This window comes from Microcoleus pseudofavosus SVA1_A4 (assembly GCF_036700565.1).
Lineage (GTDB): Bacteria > Cyanobacteriota > Cyanobacteriia > Cyanobacteriales > Microcoleaceae > Microcoleus.
On the sequence record NZ_JAUBPE010000039.1, the window covers coordinates 1 to 14,906 of the forward strand.

Here is a 14,906-nt window from a genome sequence, read left to right on the forward strand (position 1 = left end):
TACTTAAATGGCTTAATTGGTAGACCTCGAAAAACTGCACAAGTATAAATACTTATCGCAAAAGTGACATGCTCCCCTTTTGCATCTCGTATTGTATGCCAAACTTTACTTTTATTGAGTCTGTTAGATATCCCAGCCACAGCAACCCAAGTCTGGATTGGTGCTGGACGAATTACTGAGGGTATTGGACAAGGAGGCTCGGTTAAACTGAAACTAGAAATTGAGGGCAATAATGTCAGATAAATATACGGGTTTCTTTGAATGGTGCTATCTATAATGGAACGATTAGTACAAAATTGGATCATTGGCGGTTTAGACATTGTTCACAAGATTTGTGTGTTACTTTAAACCGAATTCTACCCAAGCCAACAATTTTATATTGACTGCACCGAACAAATAAATAATAGAAATATCGAATGAACACTATCGGATATCGGCCAGCAATAGGTATTGCCTTAGTAACTGCTTGGAGCTTGTTTTACTGTGCAGTATCTAGCAACTTACCTATGCTCAATAAAATGGAGCTCGACATTCAGGATCATCTAATACGACTGCATAAACCAGGGCTTCTGCCAAATGAAATTCTCCTGCTTAAGATCGAGCAGCCTGCCATTTTAGGATATAACTTTCATAACTTATATAAATTGAATATTTTCTATGCAAATTTAGTGAAAACCTTAATCAACAGTGGTGCAAAGCTTGTAGTCATAAATTTGCCTACTCAAATGAGCCAGTACATTGAACTCGATACAGATACTCAGTTAGAACATCCCTTTCAAGAGTTGATTAGGAAACATTCAAACCAGATTGTTTTGGTTGCTCGTCCAAGCAACTTGCTATCAGAAAATTCAGTTTTAAATAACTATAATAATTTACTTCCTTTCGATAATGAAAGTATAAATCCCTCTATTCCCCCAGAGCAGATAGTCAGTTACTTCAGATATGCAGCACATCCACAAAGCTTAGACAGCCCAGCTCGAAAAGCCGAGCTATTTTCCAATTTTAGCTATGAAGACGATCCAGATATTAATATAAATCATAAGGTTAAATCTGTGGCAACGATGGCCTTAGAAAAATTCTATATGAACTCAGGAAATCTCAAAGGTTTTCAAAATATTACCAATTTACAAACTCTTTTATCTTTTCAAATGAACTTCTGGGGTTCTGCTGATACATTTCCTAGTATTTATCTTCATTTTCAATGTCCTTCCTCTCAGCTAGAGATAGAACACTGTAATCCTTCCTTTGACCCCCAATCTCTTCAGAAGCTCCATGATAAACTTGTATTAATCGATCTTCCCGAAGGGAAAGGATTTGAAACCTATCGAGAACTATCTCCTTTTGGGGAGATGTCTGTTGCAGAAGTAGAAGCTAATCAAATAGCTAGTTTGATGACCCATTCATTTCTGACAAGAATCCCGAATTGGTATGACGACATCATCACAACTTTGGGTATTGACTTCATCAGCCTGTATATACTTAGCCAAAGCAAAAAGCATAAACTTATACCTGTTCATCTGCTGGTTGGCTGGCTGCTTCCGATCTTGGTAGGAAGCTATGTAGCTTTAAGTTTTATCTTGTTCTATCAAGGGTTAATTCTTCCATTATCCATCCCAATCTTAGGTTGGGTTGGAACAGGTTCAGGTGTAGCCATTTATTCAATTCTAAGGCAGTCTATCCAACAACAGCAGAAATTAGCTGAGCGACAGGCTGTTCTTTTGCAATCGCGGAAACTCCTCCATCGAGTCGCAACAGACATTCATGATGGCCCACTTCAAGAACTAAAATTGGCTATGGATAGTATTGAACTTCTAGCCCTCAGTCATCCATCTCCCCTGATGAACTCAATCTTAGATCGATTAGAAGCAGTTGGGCTTGCGCTTCGCAATCAGCTCAGCAGCACGCGCACAATTGCAGAAAAGCTAGAGATTACACCAGAATTGCAATCTGGACTGGATCGGGGGATACACCAATGGCTCCAAAAACTGATTAACTCAAGAGAATTAACCTTGAGTGTCAAAGAGCATCTACAACCCTTGCGAGAACCCAAATCTGATAGTGCTTGGATTGATTCGAGAGAGGATATCTTTCGCTTTTTTCGAGAAGCGATCGCTAATGTGATTCGCCATGCCCAACCTCCAAACGGATCGGCAACGCAAGTTTCAGTCTCGCTTACTCAAAAAGATCATCAGTGCCGATTAGCGATCGAGAATAATGGAACTAGCCTAACCCCTATCTTATTAGATATTCCTCACAAGAAACGTCGTAGTGGTGGATATGGCACTAAACTGATGAAAACTATTGCCGCTGAGCTCCCCAATGGGGCTTGGCAAAGGGTTCCATTAGAAGAAGGTGGGATGCGGGTAACACTTGAATGGACGATGGACACCCCATAATATCAAATCCGGTAGCATCGGAATTATGTAGTGCGAGCGTCCCGCTCGCGATCCACTCCGCGAGCGGGACGCTCGCACTGATATCATCCAAATATATAATTCCGATGCAACCGGAAACGATATAAGATGATAGAAAAAAAACCTATGACTACCCGATCAACCTACGTTTAATTGCCTCCATGCAAACTGCGATTCGGGTATTAGTAAGTTGACCGTCAAGCTGATCGACATTCAGTTTTGCTTTGAGACTCTGAACGTAGTTCTGAGCTGTTTTGAGGGATATATGCATCCGATCTGCAATTGCCTGATCTGTAAGGGCTTGGTTGCATAACAAGTCCAGTACCGTTCTATCCTTATCAGTCAATGGCATTTCGTTCATTAAATTACGAGGAATCTTACACTGTCCAGCTAAAGCACTACGACCTCCTTCTAGAAAAGCATTCCGTCTTTCCATTTTATTAACGACAGCAAATCCCCCTTGATGTTCAAATATTTGCTTCAGAACTTGCCTTAAATAGCTTGGTTCGCTGGTATAGACGAGAACATTTAACAGAGGGTGATGCTCAAAAATGTGGTTTAGTAGCGCTAAACCTGGCTTGGCTGACTCCTCGCCTGTCAAAGTCCCAAATTGTAAGTCAACTACTACTAAATCTATGTTCTCTTGCTTGAGTTGCTCAATCCCCTCTTCAGGGGTTTCCTGAATAATGCAGGAACACTGAGGCTCTACCATCCTCAAAAATTCACAATTATTTTGACCGACTTCAGGGTGATCCTCAATGACCAGAAAGCGTTGTGTTTGAGAACTCATTGTTTGACCGCCATAACTATTTTATCATTTCTTCAGCACACTCGTTTTCACGACTATTTAGACTGGCTATCTAACGTGAGCTGTTACTGATAATGATAATCGTGAGGGAGAAAAAAGGCGAGTAACACTCGCCTTTTCTCTCCCTCCTCTATTGTGTAAGCCTACAGAGTTACAATTTGGGCTTTATAACCTTTATGCTCTAGTTTTTGAACCTCTTTGTTAGCAGCTACACGATCTCGGAAAGTGCCAGCATTTATCCATTTTTTTTGATTGGGGCGGTGATACTGGACGCGGTATTCATGGCGACGTTGGGATTCAAGCGCAACTTTTGTTGTTTGCTTCATAGGCTGAGCATTGGCTTGGAGGGGAACAGCAATGCCTAGCCCAAGGGTAGCTAGAGAAATGAGCGTAACCATTACCTTGTTCATGATTCAGACCTGTTTGTAAAGTTGATAGTTTTATTCTGTCATTCAAGTCTTCCGGTTGATAGGGGAGTAAGCGCAAATAATATTGCGTGTTTACCCAAGTCCGTCTCAGAAGAAGAAAACTCGACCTCAATTCTGGACAAAGCGGCAAATTCTCAATGGAATATTTTCTCCCTCTATTCTGTAAGCCTACAGAGTTACAATTCTGGCTTTATAACCTTTATGCTCTAGTTTTTGAACCTCTTTGTTAGCAGCTACACGAGCTCTGAAAGTGCCAGCATTTATCCATTTTTTTTGATTGGGGCGGTGATACTGGACGCGGTATTCATGGTGACGTTGGGATTCAAGCGCAACTTTTGTTGTTTGCTTCATAGTCTGAGCATTGGCTTGGAGGGGAACAGCAATGCCTAGCCCAAGGGTAGCTAGAGAGATGAGCGTAACCATTACCTTGTTCATGATTCAGACCTGTTTGTAAAGTTGATAGTTTTATTCTGTCATTCAAGTCTTCCGGTTGATAGGGGAGTAAGCGCAAATAATATTGCGTGTTTACGCAAGTCCGTCTTCTGCTGTAGCTACAATGAGAAAATACTTTCGTGCGATCGGGATCTGTGTCTGTGTCGGAAAATCAAGCACCCACCTTCATCCTAGTTGACGGTCACTCCCTGGCCTTTCGCTCCTACTTCGCCTTCGCCAAAAGTCGAGATGGGGGTTTGCGAACTACGACGGGCATTCCCACCAGCGTCTGTTTTGGCTTTCTCAAGTCGCTGCTGGAAGTAATGGCGGCCCACGACCCCCAGTACATGGCGATCGCCTTTGACCTCGCCACGCCCACTTTTCGCCACGAAGCCGACGAAACCTACAAAGCCGGTCGTGCCGAAACTCCCGAAGATTTTATCCCCGATCTCAAAAACCTGCAAGAACTCCTCACCTATCTAAATTTACCAGCAGTCACCGCTCCCGGTTACGAAGCCGATGACGTTTTGGGAACCTTGGCAAACAAAGCCAGTGCTGCGGGTTATGCGGTTAAAATCCTAACGGGCGATCGAGATTTGTTTCAATTAGTAGAAACCGAGAAACACATCAGCGTGTTATATTTGAGCACGGATGAACTTAGGCGATCGGGCAAAGGCAAATCCCAAGAATACGGCCCCGAAGAAGTCAAAGCCAAACTCGGCATTTTGCCCCCACAAGTAATAGATTACAAAGCCCTCTGCGGCGACAAATCCGACAACATTCCCGGAGTCAAAGGCATCGGCGACAAAACCGCCCTGCAATTGCTGGAAGCTTACAATACCCTCGACGGAATCTATGCAGCCATCGACGAGATTAAAGGCGCAACTAAGAAAAAGCTAGAAGAAGGCAAGGAAGCTGCTTATCATTCTCAGCGCATGGCGACAATTATTCAAGAAGTTCCCTTAGAAATCAATTTAGAAGATTGCCAGCTCAAAGGTTTTGACGAAGCAGCCTTGATTGCAATGCTGGAAAAATTGGAATTTAAAACATTTTTAACCAAAGTCAAACAAATTCAAAAGCGGTTCGGTGGTGCGGAAAAAGAAAGTTCGGCAGCGGATTCTGTAACGGATTTAACGGATGTTCGGAGGGAAGGTTCGGCAGCGGATTCTGTAACGGATTTAACGGATGTTTGGAAAAAGGGAGAAGTTACAGTCTCTGAATTGCCTAACGCTGATAATTCAAGTAATTTTTCCGCTGCAAGTTCTGAAATTTCAGAAGCAGACGAATTGTGGTTTTTTAGTGCGGCAGAAACCAAAGCCGCCCAGCAGGAAAACCAACTACCAATTAAACCGCGAATAATTCAAACAATCGAACAGTTAAACGAATTAGTCCAACTGCTGCAAACCTTCACAGACAAAGCCTCACCCGTGGCGTGGGATACCGAAACCACCGCCTTAGAACCGCGAGACGCCGAATTAGTCGGAATTGGCTGCTGTTGGGGAACCGGAGAAGAGGATGTTGCTTACATTCCCACGGGACACAAAACCGGCACAAATTTGGACAAAGCCACGGTTTTAAATGCTTTGCGTCCGATTTTGGAAGGCGAAAATTATCCGAAGGCACTGCAAAATGCTAAATTTGATCGATCGATCCTGCGTTGTCAAGGCATCAAACTAGCCGGCGTCGTATTTGACACCATGCTAGCCAGTTACGTACTCAACCCAGAAACTAGCCACAGTCTCAGCGAATTGTCAAGGAAATACTTAGGCATTGTCGCAGAAAGTTACAAGGAATTAGTACCAAAAAACAAAACAATTGCTGACATCAGTATTGTCAAAGTAGCCGACTACTGCGGCATGGATGTTCACACCACATTTGGGTTAGTAGCAAAACTTAAATCAGAGTTAGATGAAGCCGATCAAGCTAACTCGCCCGAAAAACCATTGAACGATTTACTGCTAAAAGTAGAACAGCCTTTAGAGCCAGTTTTAGCTGAAATGGAATACTGCGGAATTCGCATTGATTCAGCTTATCTCAATACCCTCTCGCAAGAGCTAGAAATAAAATTAGCAAAACTCGAAAAAAATACCTATGAAGCAGCGGGGAGGAAGTTTAACTTAGGTTCGCCCAAACAACTCAGCGAAATCTTGTTAGAAAAAATCCCCGAACAGTTTCAGAAAAAGTCTCGCAAAACAAAGACGGGATACTCTACAGACGCGGCTGTTTTGGATAAATTGCAAGGAGACCACCCGATTGTAGACGATTTATTAGAACACCGAACATTATCTAAGTTGAAATCAACTTATGTCGATGCTTTGCCGCAGTTAGTTCGTGCTGATACCGGGCGAGTGCATACAGATTTCAACCAAACTGCAACGGGTACGGGAAGGCTTTCTTCTTCCAATCCAAATTTACAAAATATTCCCATCCGCACCGAGTTTTCGCGGCAAATTCGCAAGGCTTTTTTGCCGGAAGCAGGTTGGCTGATGGTGTCGGCTGACTATTCTCAAATTGAACTGCGAATTTTGGCTCACTTGAGTCAAGAACCTGTGTTACTTGAAGCTTATCAAAATAACCGAGATGTGCATACCGTGACGGCTCAACTGTTGTTTGAAAAGGAAGAAATAACTCCCGACGAGCGCAGGTTTGGAAAAACGATTAATTTTGGGGTAGTTTACGGTATGGGGGCGATTAAGTTTGGCAAATCGATGGGTAAAAGCGCAGCAGATGGCAAGGAATTTATTCGCCGATTTAACGAGCGTTACAGTAAGGTTTTTGAATTTTTGGAGAAAGTAAAAAAAGATGCGATCGCCCTCGGATACGTTACCACAATACTCGGCCGCCGCCGCTACTTGAACTTCGAGAGCGAAAGCATCCGCGACTTAAAAGGCCGCAATCCCCAAGACATTCACTCCGATCGACTTAAATCTCTCAGCAGAGATGATGCCCAATCTTTGCGGGCGGCAGCCAACGCTCCCATTCAAGGCTCCAGTGCTGATATCATTAAACTTGCCATGATTGAGGTACACAAAATTTTGCAAAACTATCAGGCGCGGCTGCTGCTGCAAGTTCACGATGAATTAATCTTTGAAGTCCCTCCCGATGAATGGGAAGAATTGCAGCCGAAAATTAGAACGGCGATGGAAAATGCTCTGCCGCTTAGCGTACCGCTGATAGTTGATATCCACGCTGGGCAAAATTGGATGGAAACTAAATAAAACACAGAAATATGAGCCAAACTAAAATCGCGATTTTCCCAAAAATAAAAAGCTTGAGCGCAGTTGCTATGCTGTTGTTAACCTTCGGGTGTCAACCAAAGTTAGCGCCCAACAACTATCCTGTAAAGCGAGTCAGCGACGGCGACACCCTTGTTGCCAGCGATAGCGCCGGGAAAGATATCAAAGTGCGTTTTGCCTGTGTAGATGCACCGGAAGTCGCGCACACCAATGCTGAGAAAAATAGCAAAGCATCAGCCCAAAAAAATCAATTTAAGTGGGGAAATCTAGCGCACCAAAGAATGCAGCAGCTAGTCAAAGAAGGGGGCGGTCGCATTGTTTTGACCGTCACTGATACTGACCGCTACGGCCGCAAAGTTAGCGAAGTTCGCTTGCCAAACGGTACATTTGCCCAAGAAGTTTTGATCCGCGAAGGATTAGCAATGGTTTACCGTCCTTACTTGAAAAACTGTCCGAGTGCAAGTCTTCTGGAACAAGCGGAGGCCGAAGCTAAGAAAAATCGCCGCGGCGTTTGGGGTGATTCTAAGTTTGTTCCTGCGTGGAATTTTCGGAACAGCGATAAATGAGGGGAATCAGGAAGTTAGGCAAGGGATTGTAGAACGGATTTAACGGATTTAACGGGTGGATTTTGAGTAGGGACACGGCAATGCCGTGTCCTTACGGGGAGCTACGACTTTTAAGAATTGGTATAAGATTGATGATTGTAGCAAGACTTTTTTAAATTGGTATTATGTTGTTGGTCGGGAATTTGGGAACCTGTATCAGACATTTACAGTCTTGGACTCACTCAGGTCTTGTTAAACCCCGTCTATACTATAAATCTTAGGTTTAGCGGCTCCGCATCCGCCCAGAAACCGGGTTTCTAGAGCGCGATGCCGATCGCCCTAATTTAGTACAATACAATCAGGACGAGGTTCTGCTCCTACCGTCCGCAATCTGTGGATTTTCGGCGATAGCTGACGCCAGATTCATCTAAAACCAGAGATGAGTTCGATCGCACTTTGATCGGAGCTTTTTTTTTGAAAAGTCAACAAATGTGATAGGCTCCAGATAAACCAATAGACTGCTGACAAAAGCGGTCTATTGCAATCACCCAAAATTAACTTTAAGGGACATCAATGAATTTCAAACATCTGGTTATTTCCGGCATTGCCCTGATCCTCGGTACTGCAATCGTAGGAAATGCTATTGCTCAAGAACTGACCGACGACCAAAAAACGGTTGTTTGTCGCTTGAAAACAGAAGTTGACCAGCGGAAAAGCAACGGTCAAAAATTAGTATTTGTGCCGTTGCTGGGTCAAGTTCGCAAGCAAGTTTCATCTCCTTTTAGAGCCACGCTGCATCCTGATGTGGAGTATGTTTTTGTTGCCACTTGCGACGGAAATTGCCAGGATTTAAACTTATCTCTCAAGGATGCAAGCGGCCAGGAAATCGCTGCGAGTCAAAAGACAGGGGAACTAGCGTCAATCTCTTTTACTCCCCCATCCCAAGGCGAATATCAAATTACTGCCAAACCGGGCGAATGCACGAAGGCAGAGGGTTGCAATTTCGGGATGGGAATCTTCGTTCCTGCCTCTGCAAATGTACCTAATGCTTCAAAAATTCCTGCTGAGATAGCACAATTTCGAGTTTGCCAGTAGAGGAGAACTTACAAGTTGTGAGTTGTGAGTTGAGTTAAGTTGTGAATAACAAATCTAACTCATAACTTGCAACTTATAACTCGTAAATTTTAATTAGTTATTCACAACTTCGCCAAACTGTCAAGCAGAGAAATCAGTGGAACCCTGCACAGACCCGAAAGTGCCGAAATTGAGTTGAGGATGAAAAACTCTATTTACCCTCACGCAGGCATCAATTAGAATATAGATATTGCCTCTCAGGGTGACGAGTATATTTCCCATGTCTTCAACCTTAGCCTCGAAAAATCAACCCCAGAACTCTCCTCAAACAAAGTTGAGAAATCTGTTCAGTCGCTTGGGTATCAGGCAGAAAATTAGCTGCGGATACGCCTTGGTCATTGGTATTGCCATTTTGGGTGCTGTGGCAGGACGGGGAGTAGAATCCTATCACAAACAGCAAGTTAGAGAAAAACTAGCGATCGACCGAGAGAAAGCGGAAATCCTGACCAACCTAAATAATACGGTGCAGGAAGTCAGAATTCACCAGCAAGAGCTGGCGAGTCTGACGGCAAAACCGCAAATTTTCGATCGCGAACGCTCGGAATTCCTGACCCGCGTCGCCCAGATGAGCGGACAACTCGAACAACTTCAAACCCAGTCGCTGACTTCAAATTCCGCAGTTGCCCAAGATTACCAACTGCTTCAAGAATTCAGTCAAGTCAACGGCAAAACAGTAGAAGCTTACTTCCAACAAGTACAGAATCTGTTGGGGAGTACAAAATTATCTGGTTTGAACCCGAAACAGCGACTAGGTTTTCAGCGGAACTTAAACAATTTTGTCACTAGCGAAACCGCTTTGAAACTCGAGCAGTTTTCCCTGGATTCAGCCCAACTGGCCACCAGCTTTCGCGAGAAAGCAGACGAGGCATTTAGAACCTACGAGAAAGCAGAAAAACTCGGAACTCTGATTCTCGTTTGCTCTCTCTTGATATCAGCCGCGATCGCAGCAATTCTAGCAGCATACACCAGCGGGGCGATCGCCCGCCCCTTAGAAGCCACCACCCTCATCGCTCAGCGAGTGACAGAAGAATCGAACTTTGATTTGCAAGTACCCGTTACCACTTCCGACGAAGTGGGAATGCTAGCAACTTCCCTCAACGAACTCATTCAGCGGGTAGCAGAATATACAGAAGACTTGCACGAAGCAAAAGTAGCAGCCGAAGCTGCCAACCGCTCGAAAAGTGCATTTCTCGCCAACATGAGCCACGAACTCCGTACACCCCTCAATGCCATCATCAACTACAGCGAAATGCTGCAAGAAGATGCTCAAGATTCCGGTTCCGAAGATTTTCTCCCCGACTTAGAAAAAATTCAAACCGCAGGCAAACACCTGCTCGACATGATCAGCGACATCCTCGACATTTCCAAAATAGAAGCCGGTCACGTCACGCTTTATTTAGAAAACTTCGACGTGGCGACCATGATTGAAGAAGTGATGACTACGGCTCAACCGCTAGTAGAAAAAAAAGGCAATGCTTTAGCGCTGAAAACCAAAGGCGAACTCGGCACAATGTATGCCGACCAACCAAAAGTGCGGCAAATTCTCCTCAATTTGCTCAGCAATGCTGCGAAATTTACCGAAAAAGGCGTCATTACTATCGGCGTCGAAAGAATTATAATTGAAAAATCAAGATCGGCGAAACAAAATAAAAATAATGATTTTTACTCAGGTTCAAACTACACTTCTCAAGTTTTAATGTTTCGAGTCAGCGACACCGGCATCGGCATGACGGACGAGCAATTAGAGCAGATATTCAAACCTTTTACCCAAGCTGATGCCTCGACTACCCGCAAGTACGGAGGCACGGGTTTGGGACTGACAATCAGCCAGCGTTTGTGTCAAATTCTCGGCGGCGAAATTAGCGTCGAAAGCGAGGACGGTAAAGGTTCAACTTTTATTGTCAGTCTCCCGGAACGGGTGGTTATGCAGGCATGAAGGATGAATCGCCAGTCATTAGTCATTAGTCATTAGTCGTAGGGTGCGTCGCCATCAAAAGTTCCTAAAAAAATAGACAATCTTACAGCGACGCACCTTACAAAATTAGTCATTAGTTATTAGATATCTGCAATAATTCTTGTAGAGTAGGCATGATGCCTGCCCAAGACAGGCTTTTCTAGAAAACCATAATACAAAGTGGACAAATGGGCAAGTATATCGTTTTTAGAGCTGAGTTGACTGAAGAAGAAGGTGCAGAAAACAGACTGCTAGCGCATACAGGAATGCTCACTGACATTCTTGCCGAACACTTCGACTCTTCTAACCGACCAATTCCTCAACCGGGGTACAGATTTCGAGAATTTCACCGGATAGAAAAGTTTGCCGATCCAAAATTTCCCGCTGCGAGCACGCACAGCCGAGTAGGAGACTGGGAAGTCGTCAGAGTTCAGACTTACTCGGAAGATTTACCTAGCAGCGAGTTTGAGACAATTGTTGTGTGCTATTGCAGGTTCGCACCTGTAAATACTCCCCTCGAACCGATGCCACAGATTCAAGTTGCCCCACAGTTGCAGGAAACACAGGTTTAGGAGGCATTTTTTCAGAAGGAATAAGAAAGAAGGAAGGAAGAAGTAAAAAACACGAATTTTGACATTAATACACGGATTAATTATTGAGTAATCCTAACATTCGTTTCACCTCTGCTAAGGGCACAGAAGGCTGATTTGCCTCTTCTTCTTTGGCCGCCCTTAAATCCATTAAATCTTCTATATTAGCAATTAATTCTTGCAGTGCTTCAAATTCTTCGTAAGGTATCACTGCAAATTCTTTTTTGCCGTTTTTGGTAATAAACTCGGGATGTAATGGAATCATTGATATTTCCTCCAGTCGTTTAAGAGTAAGCATCTTTTCGATGTTTGACGCGGTAGATTACTAAAACATCTTCCTCAAGTTAAAATAAAACTCGGTAATCTCCTACCCGCAACCGATACTCTGGCGTATAGTTTGTTAAGCGTTTCACATCTCCCGCCAAATTATTTTGCATCAACTCAATTTTAGTCAAAACTCGGCTTTGTACCTCCGCTGGCAAAGATTGTAAATCTTTGAGCGCTTTCGGCTTAAACTCAACTTGGTAATTCATCAAAGTGCCGCTTTCAGGCGCGACAGTGGAGCTTTTCCCTGCGAGGGACTGCGACAAAGGACGGAAATACCTATCTACAGAGAGGGGAACACCGATCCGATCGCCCGACATTCACTCCCTACAATGACAATTATACGGGCGATCGAGCTTTTGCCTCTACAGTATCGCTCTTTTTCAATTCATGGAATTAAAATTTATGCAACCGAATAATCCGAACCAATTTACCGAAAAAGCCTGGGAAGCTCTAGCGCGCACTCCAGAAGTTGTCAAAGGAGCCCAGCAGCAGCAGCTAGAAAGCGAACATTTGATGAAAGCTTTGCTGGAACAAGAATCGGGACTGGCTAGCAGCTTATTTAACAAAGCAGGAGTGTCTGTAGCAAAATTGCGCGATCGCACTGATGAGTTTATCAGCCGCCAGCCGAAAATCTCTGGAACCGGCGGCAACGTTTATCTAGGTCGTTCTCTCGACACTTTGCTCGATCGCGCCGAAACTTATCGAAAAGACTACGGTGATGAATTTATTTCGATCGAACACCTGATACTAGGGTACGTTAAGGACGATCGTTTCGGCAAAAATCTACTGCAAGAATTTAAACTAGATGAAGCCAAGCTCAAAGATATAATTACCCAAGTCCGGGGGAACAACAAAGTGACCGATCAAAATCCAGAAGGCAAATACGAAGCGCTGGAAAAATACGGCCGAGATTTGACAGAAGCAGCGCGTCAAGGCAAACTCGATCCGGTAATCGGACGAGATGACGAAATCCGCCGCACGATTCAAATATTGAGCCGCCGCACCAAAAATAACCCGGTATTGATTGGGGAACCGGGAGTAGGAAAAACTGCGATCGCCGAAGGACTCGCCCAGCGAATTATCACCGGAGATGTGCCGCAATCTCTCAAAGACCGACAATTAATCAGCTTAGATATGGGCGCATTAATTGCCGGTGCAAAATTCCGGGGAGAATTTGAAGAACGCTTGAAAGCGGTACTCAAAGAAGTGATGGACAGCAACGGCAAAGTCATCTTATTTATCGATGAAATTCACACCGTTGTCGGTGCGGGTGCAACTCAAGGCTCGATGGATGCCGGCAACTTGCTAAAACCGATGTTAGCGAGGGGAGAATTGCGCTGTATCGGCGCTACAACTCTCGACGAATACCGCAAGTACCTTGAAAAAGATGCAGCACTAGAACGCCGTTTTCAGCAAGTTTATGTTGACCAGCCAACAGTTGAAGATACTATCTCAATTCTGCGCGGTTTGAAGGAACGCTACGAAGTGCATCACGGTGTTAAAATTTCCGACAACGCGTTAGTGGCGGCGGCTACTTTGTCTACTCGATATATTAGCGATCGCTTCCTCCCTGACAAAGCCATTGATTTAATGGACGAAGCGGCGGCTAAACTCAAAATGGAGATTACTTCCAAGCCGGAAGAACTAGACGAAATAGATCGCAAGGTTTTGCAGCTAGAAATGGAAAGACTGTCGCTGCAAAAAGAAAGCAATGCTGCATCGATCGACCGTTTAGAAAGACTGGAAAAAGACTTAGCAAATCTCAAGGAACAGCAAAGCGGTTTGAACGCGCAATGGCAATCGGAAAAAGGTGTCATCGGCAGCATTCAAAAGATTAAAGAACAGATTGACAAGGTGAATATTGAAATTCAACAAGCTGAGTTAAAATACGACCTTAACCGCGCTGCTGAGTTGAAATATAGTAAATTAACCGAGTTGCAAAAACAACTGGAAGAAGCGGAAGCTAAACTGACAGCAAGTCAAATTACAGGTAAAACTCTGCTGCGGGAAGAAGTCACCGAATCTGATATTGCCGAGATTATTTCTAAGTGGACGGGAATTCCGATCAGCAAGTTAGTTGAATCGGAAATGCAGAAACTTCTGCACTTGGAAGATGAACTGCACAAGCGGGTAATTGGGCAGGATGAAGCGGTGACGGCGGTTGCAGATGCAATTCAGCGATCGCGCGCAGGTTTAGCCGATCCAAATCGTCCCGTTGCGAGTTTTATCTTCCTCGGCCCCACGGGTGTAGGCAAAACCGAGTTGGCGAAAGCATTAGCATCTTATCTCTTCGACACCGAAGAGGCGATCGTGCGAATTGATATGTCGGAGTACATGGAGAAACACGCAGTTTCGCGCTTAATTGGTGCGCCTCCGGGATACGTCGGCTACGACGAAGGCGGACAATTAACTGAGGCTGTGCGCCGCCGTCCGTATTCGGTAATTCTATTCGATGAAATCGAGAAAGCGCACCCGGATGTCTTCAATATCATGCTGCAAATTCTGGATGACGGCCGCGTTACCGATGCTCAAGGTCACACAGTAGACTTTAAGAATTCTGTGATTATCATGACATCGAATGTCGGCTCTCAATACATTTTAGATGTGGCGGGAGATAACGAAAAAATGCGGAGTCTGGTGATGGAGGCGATGCGGGGAACTTTCCGCCCGGAATTCTTGAACCGGATTGATGAAACGATTATTTTCCACGGTTTGAGTAAGCCGGAATTGCGGCAGATTGTGCAGTTGCAAGTCAAGCGCTTGGAAAAACGGTTAGCCGATCGCAAAATGTCTCTAAAATTGTCGGAATCGGCGATCGACTTCTTAGCAGAAATTGGTTACGATCCTGTTTACGGTGCGCGGCCTTTGAAGCGGGGAATTCAGCGGGAGTTGGAAACGCAAATGGCGAAGGGTATTTTGCGGGGAGATTTTGCTGACGGCGATACGATTTTTGTGGATATCGAGAATGAAAGGTTGGCGTTTAAGCGGCTGCCGGCTGGGTTGGTGACTGCGAAATAATTTGAGTAGGGTGGGCTGCG

General features: G+C 44.5%; 13 protein-coding genes. 7 read left to right on the top strand and 6 right to left on the bottom strand.

Features of this window, described 5'->3' with window-relative positions; translation table 11 throughout:
• Window positions 1-320, bottom strand: a 320-nt coding sequence (locus QUA02_RS17765) for a hypothetical protein (RefSeq protein WP_333029524.1), incomplete at its 3' end; no start/stop codon positions are given.
• Between the two features lie 96 nt (window positions 321-416).
• Between QUA02_RS17765 and QUA02_RS17770 the strand changes: the two genes are divergently transcribed.
• Window positions 417-2,396 carry a sensor histidine kinase gene (locus QUA02_RS17770; RefSeq protein ID WP_333029526.1) on the top strand — a complete coding sequence of 660 codons (1,980 nt, stop codon included), beginning with the start codon at window positions 417-419 and terminating at the stop codon, window positions 2,394-2,396.
• Window positions 2,397-2,544: 148 nt separating this feature from the next.
• Here the strand turns inward: QUA02_RS17770 and QUA02_RS17775 are convergent, their stop codons facing one another.
• From QUA02_RS17775 to QUA02_RS17785, 3 genes are all read right to left on the bottom strand, one after another.
• Window positions 2,545-3,204: a LuxR C-terminal-related transcriptional regulator gene (locus tag QUA02_RS17775; RefSeq protein ID WP_333029527.1), complete on the bottom strand. Its 660-nt coding sequence runs from the start codon at window positions 3,202-3,204 to the stop codon at window positions 2,545-2,547.
• A 161-nt stretch (window positions 3,205-3,365) separates the two neighbouring features.
• Entirely contained in the window at window positions 3,366-3,632 is a 267-nt protein-coding gene (locus QUA02_RS17780) for a hypothetical protein (protein WP_333029529.1), read from the bottom strand.
• A gap of 186 nt (window positions 3,633-3,818) precedes the next feature.
• A complete protein-coding gene (locus QUA02_RS17785; protein ID WP_333029530.1) occupies window positions 3,819-4,085 on the bottom strand; it encodes a hypothetical protein in 267 nt (88 codons plus the stop codon).
• Between the two features lie 137 nt (window positions 4,086-4,222).
• Here QUA02_RS17785 and polA point away from each other — a divergent pair, with 137 nt between their 5' ends.
• From polA to QUA02_RS17810, 5 genes are all read left to right on the top strand, one after another.
• The gene (polA, locus tag QUA02_RS17790; RefSeq protein WP_333029531.1) at window positions 4,223-7,300 is read left to right on the top strand and encodes a DNA polymerase I; all 3,078 of its coding nucleotides are present in this window, start codon (window positions 4,223-4,225) and stop codon (window positions 7,298-7,300) included.
• An 11-nt stretch (window positions 7,301-7,311) separates the two neighbouring features.
• Window positions 7,312-7,884: a thermonuclease family protein gene (locus QUA02_RS17795; RefSeq protein WP_333029533.1), complete on the top strand. Its 573-nt coding sequence runs from the start codon at window positions 7,312-7,314 to the stop codon at window positions 7,882-7,884.
• A gap of 552 nt (window positions 7,885-8,436) precedes the next feature.
• The gene (locus QUA02_RS17800) at window positions 8,437-8,958 is read left to right on the top strand and encodes a hypothetical protein (RefSeq protein WP_333029534.1); all 522 of its coding nucleotides are present in this window, start codon (window positions 8,437-8,439) and stop codon (window positions 8,956-8,958) included.
• A gap of 259 nt (window positions 8,959-9,217) precedes the next feature.
• Complete coding sequence (locus QUA02_RS17805; protein ID WP_333029535.1) at window positions 9,218-10,933, top strand: sensor histidine kinase; 1,716 nt, start codon at window positions 9,218-9,220, stop codon at window positions 10,931-10,933.
• Window positions 10,934-11,139: 206 nt separating this feature from the next.
• Window positions 11,140-11,523 (top strand): hypothetical protein, encoded by a 384-nt coding sequence (locus QUA02_RS17810; protein WP_333029536.1) that lies wholly within the window; start codon window positions 11,140-11,142, stop codon window positions 11,521-11,523.
• Between the two features lie 76 nt (window positions 11,524-11,599).
• Here the strand turns inward: QUA02_RS17810 and QUA02_RS17815 are convergent, their stop codons facing one another.
• The gene (locus QUA02_RS17815; protein WP_333029538.1) at window positions 11,600-11,806 is read right to left on the bottom strand and encodes a type II toxin-antitoxin system prevent-host-death family antitoxin; all 207 of its coding nucleotides are present in this window, start codon (window positions 11,804-11,806) and stop codon (window positions 11,600-11,602) included.
• A gap of 79 nt (window positions 11,807-11,885) precedes the next feature.
• Complete coding sequence (locus QUA02_RS17820) at window positions 11,886-12,185, bottom strand: type II toxin-antitoxin system RelE family toxin (RefSeq protein WP_333029541.1); 300 nt, start codon at window positions 12,183-12,185, stop codon at window positions 11,886-11,888.
• Between the two features lie 85 nt (window positions 12,186-12,270).
• Here QUA02_RS17820 and clpB point away from each other — a divergent pair, with 85 nt between their 5' ends.
• The gene (gene clpB / locus QUA02_RS17825; RefSeq protein ID WP_333029542.1) at window positions 12,271-14,886 is read left to right on the top strand and encodes an ATP-dependent chaperone ClpB; all 2,616 of its coding nucleotides are present in this window, start codon (window positions 12,271-12,273) and stop codon (window positions 14,884-14,886) included.
• Window positions 14,887-14,906: the final 20 nt, after the last annotated feature.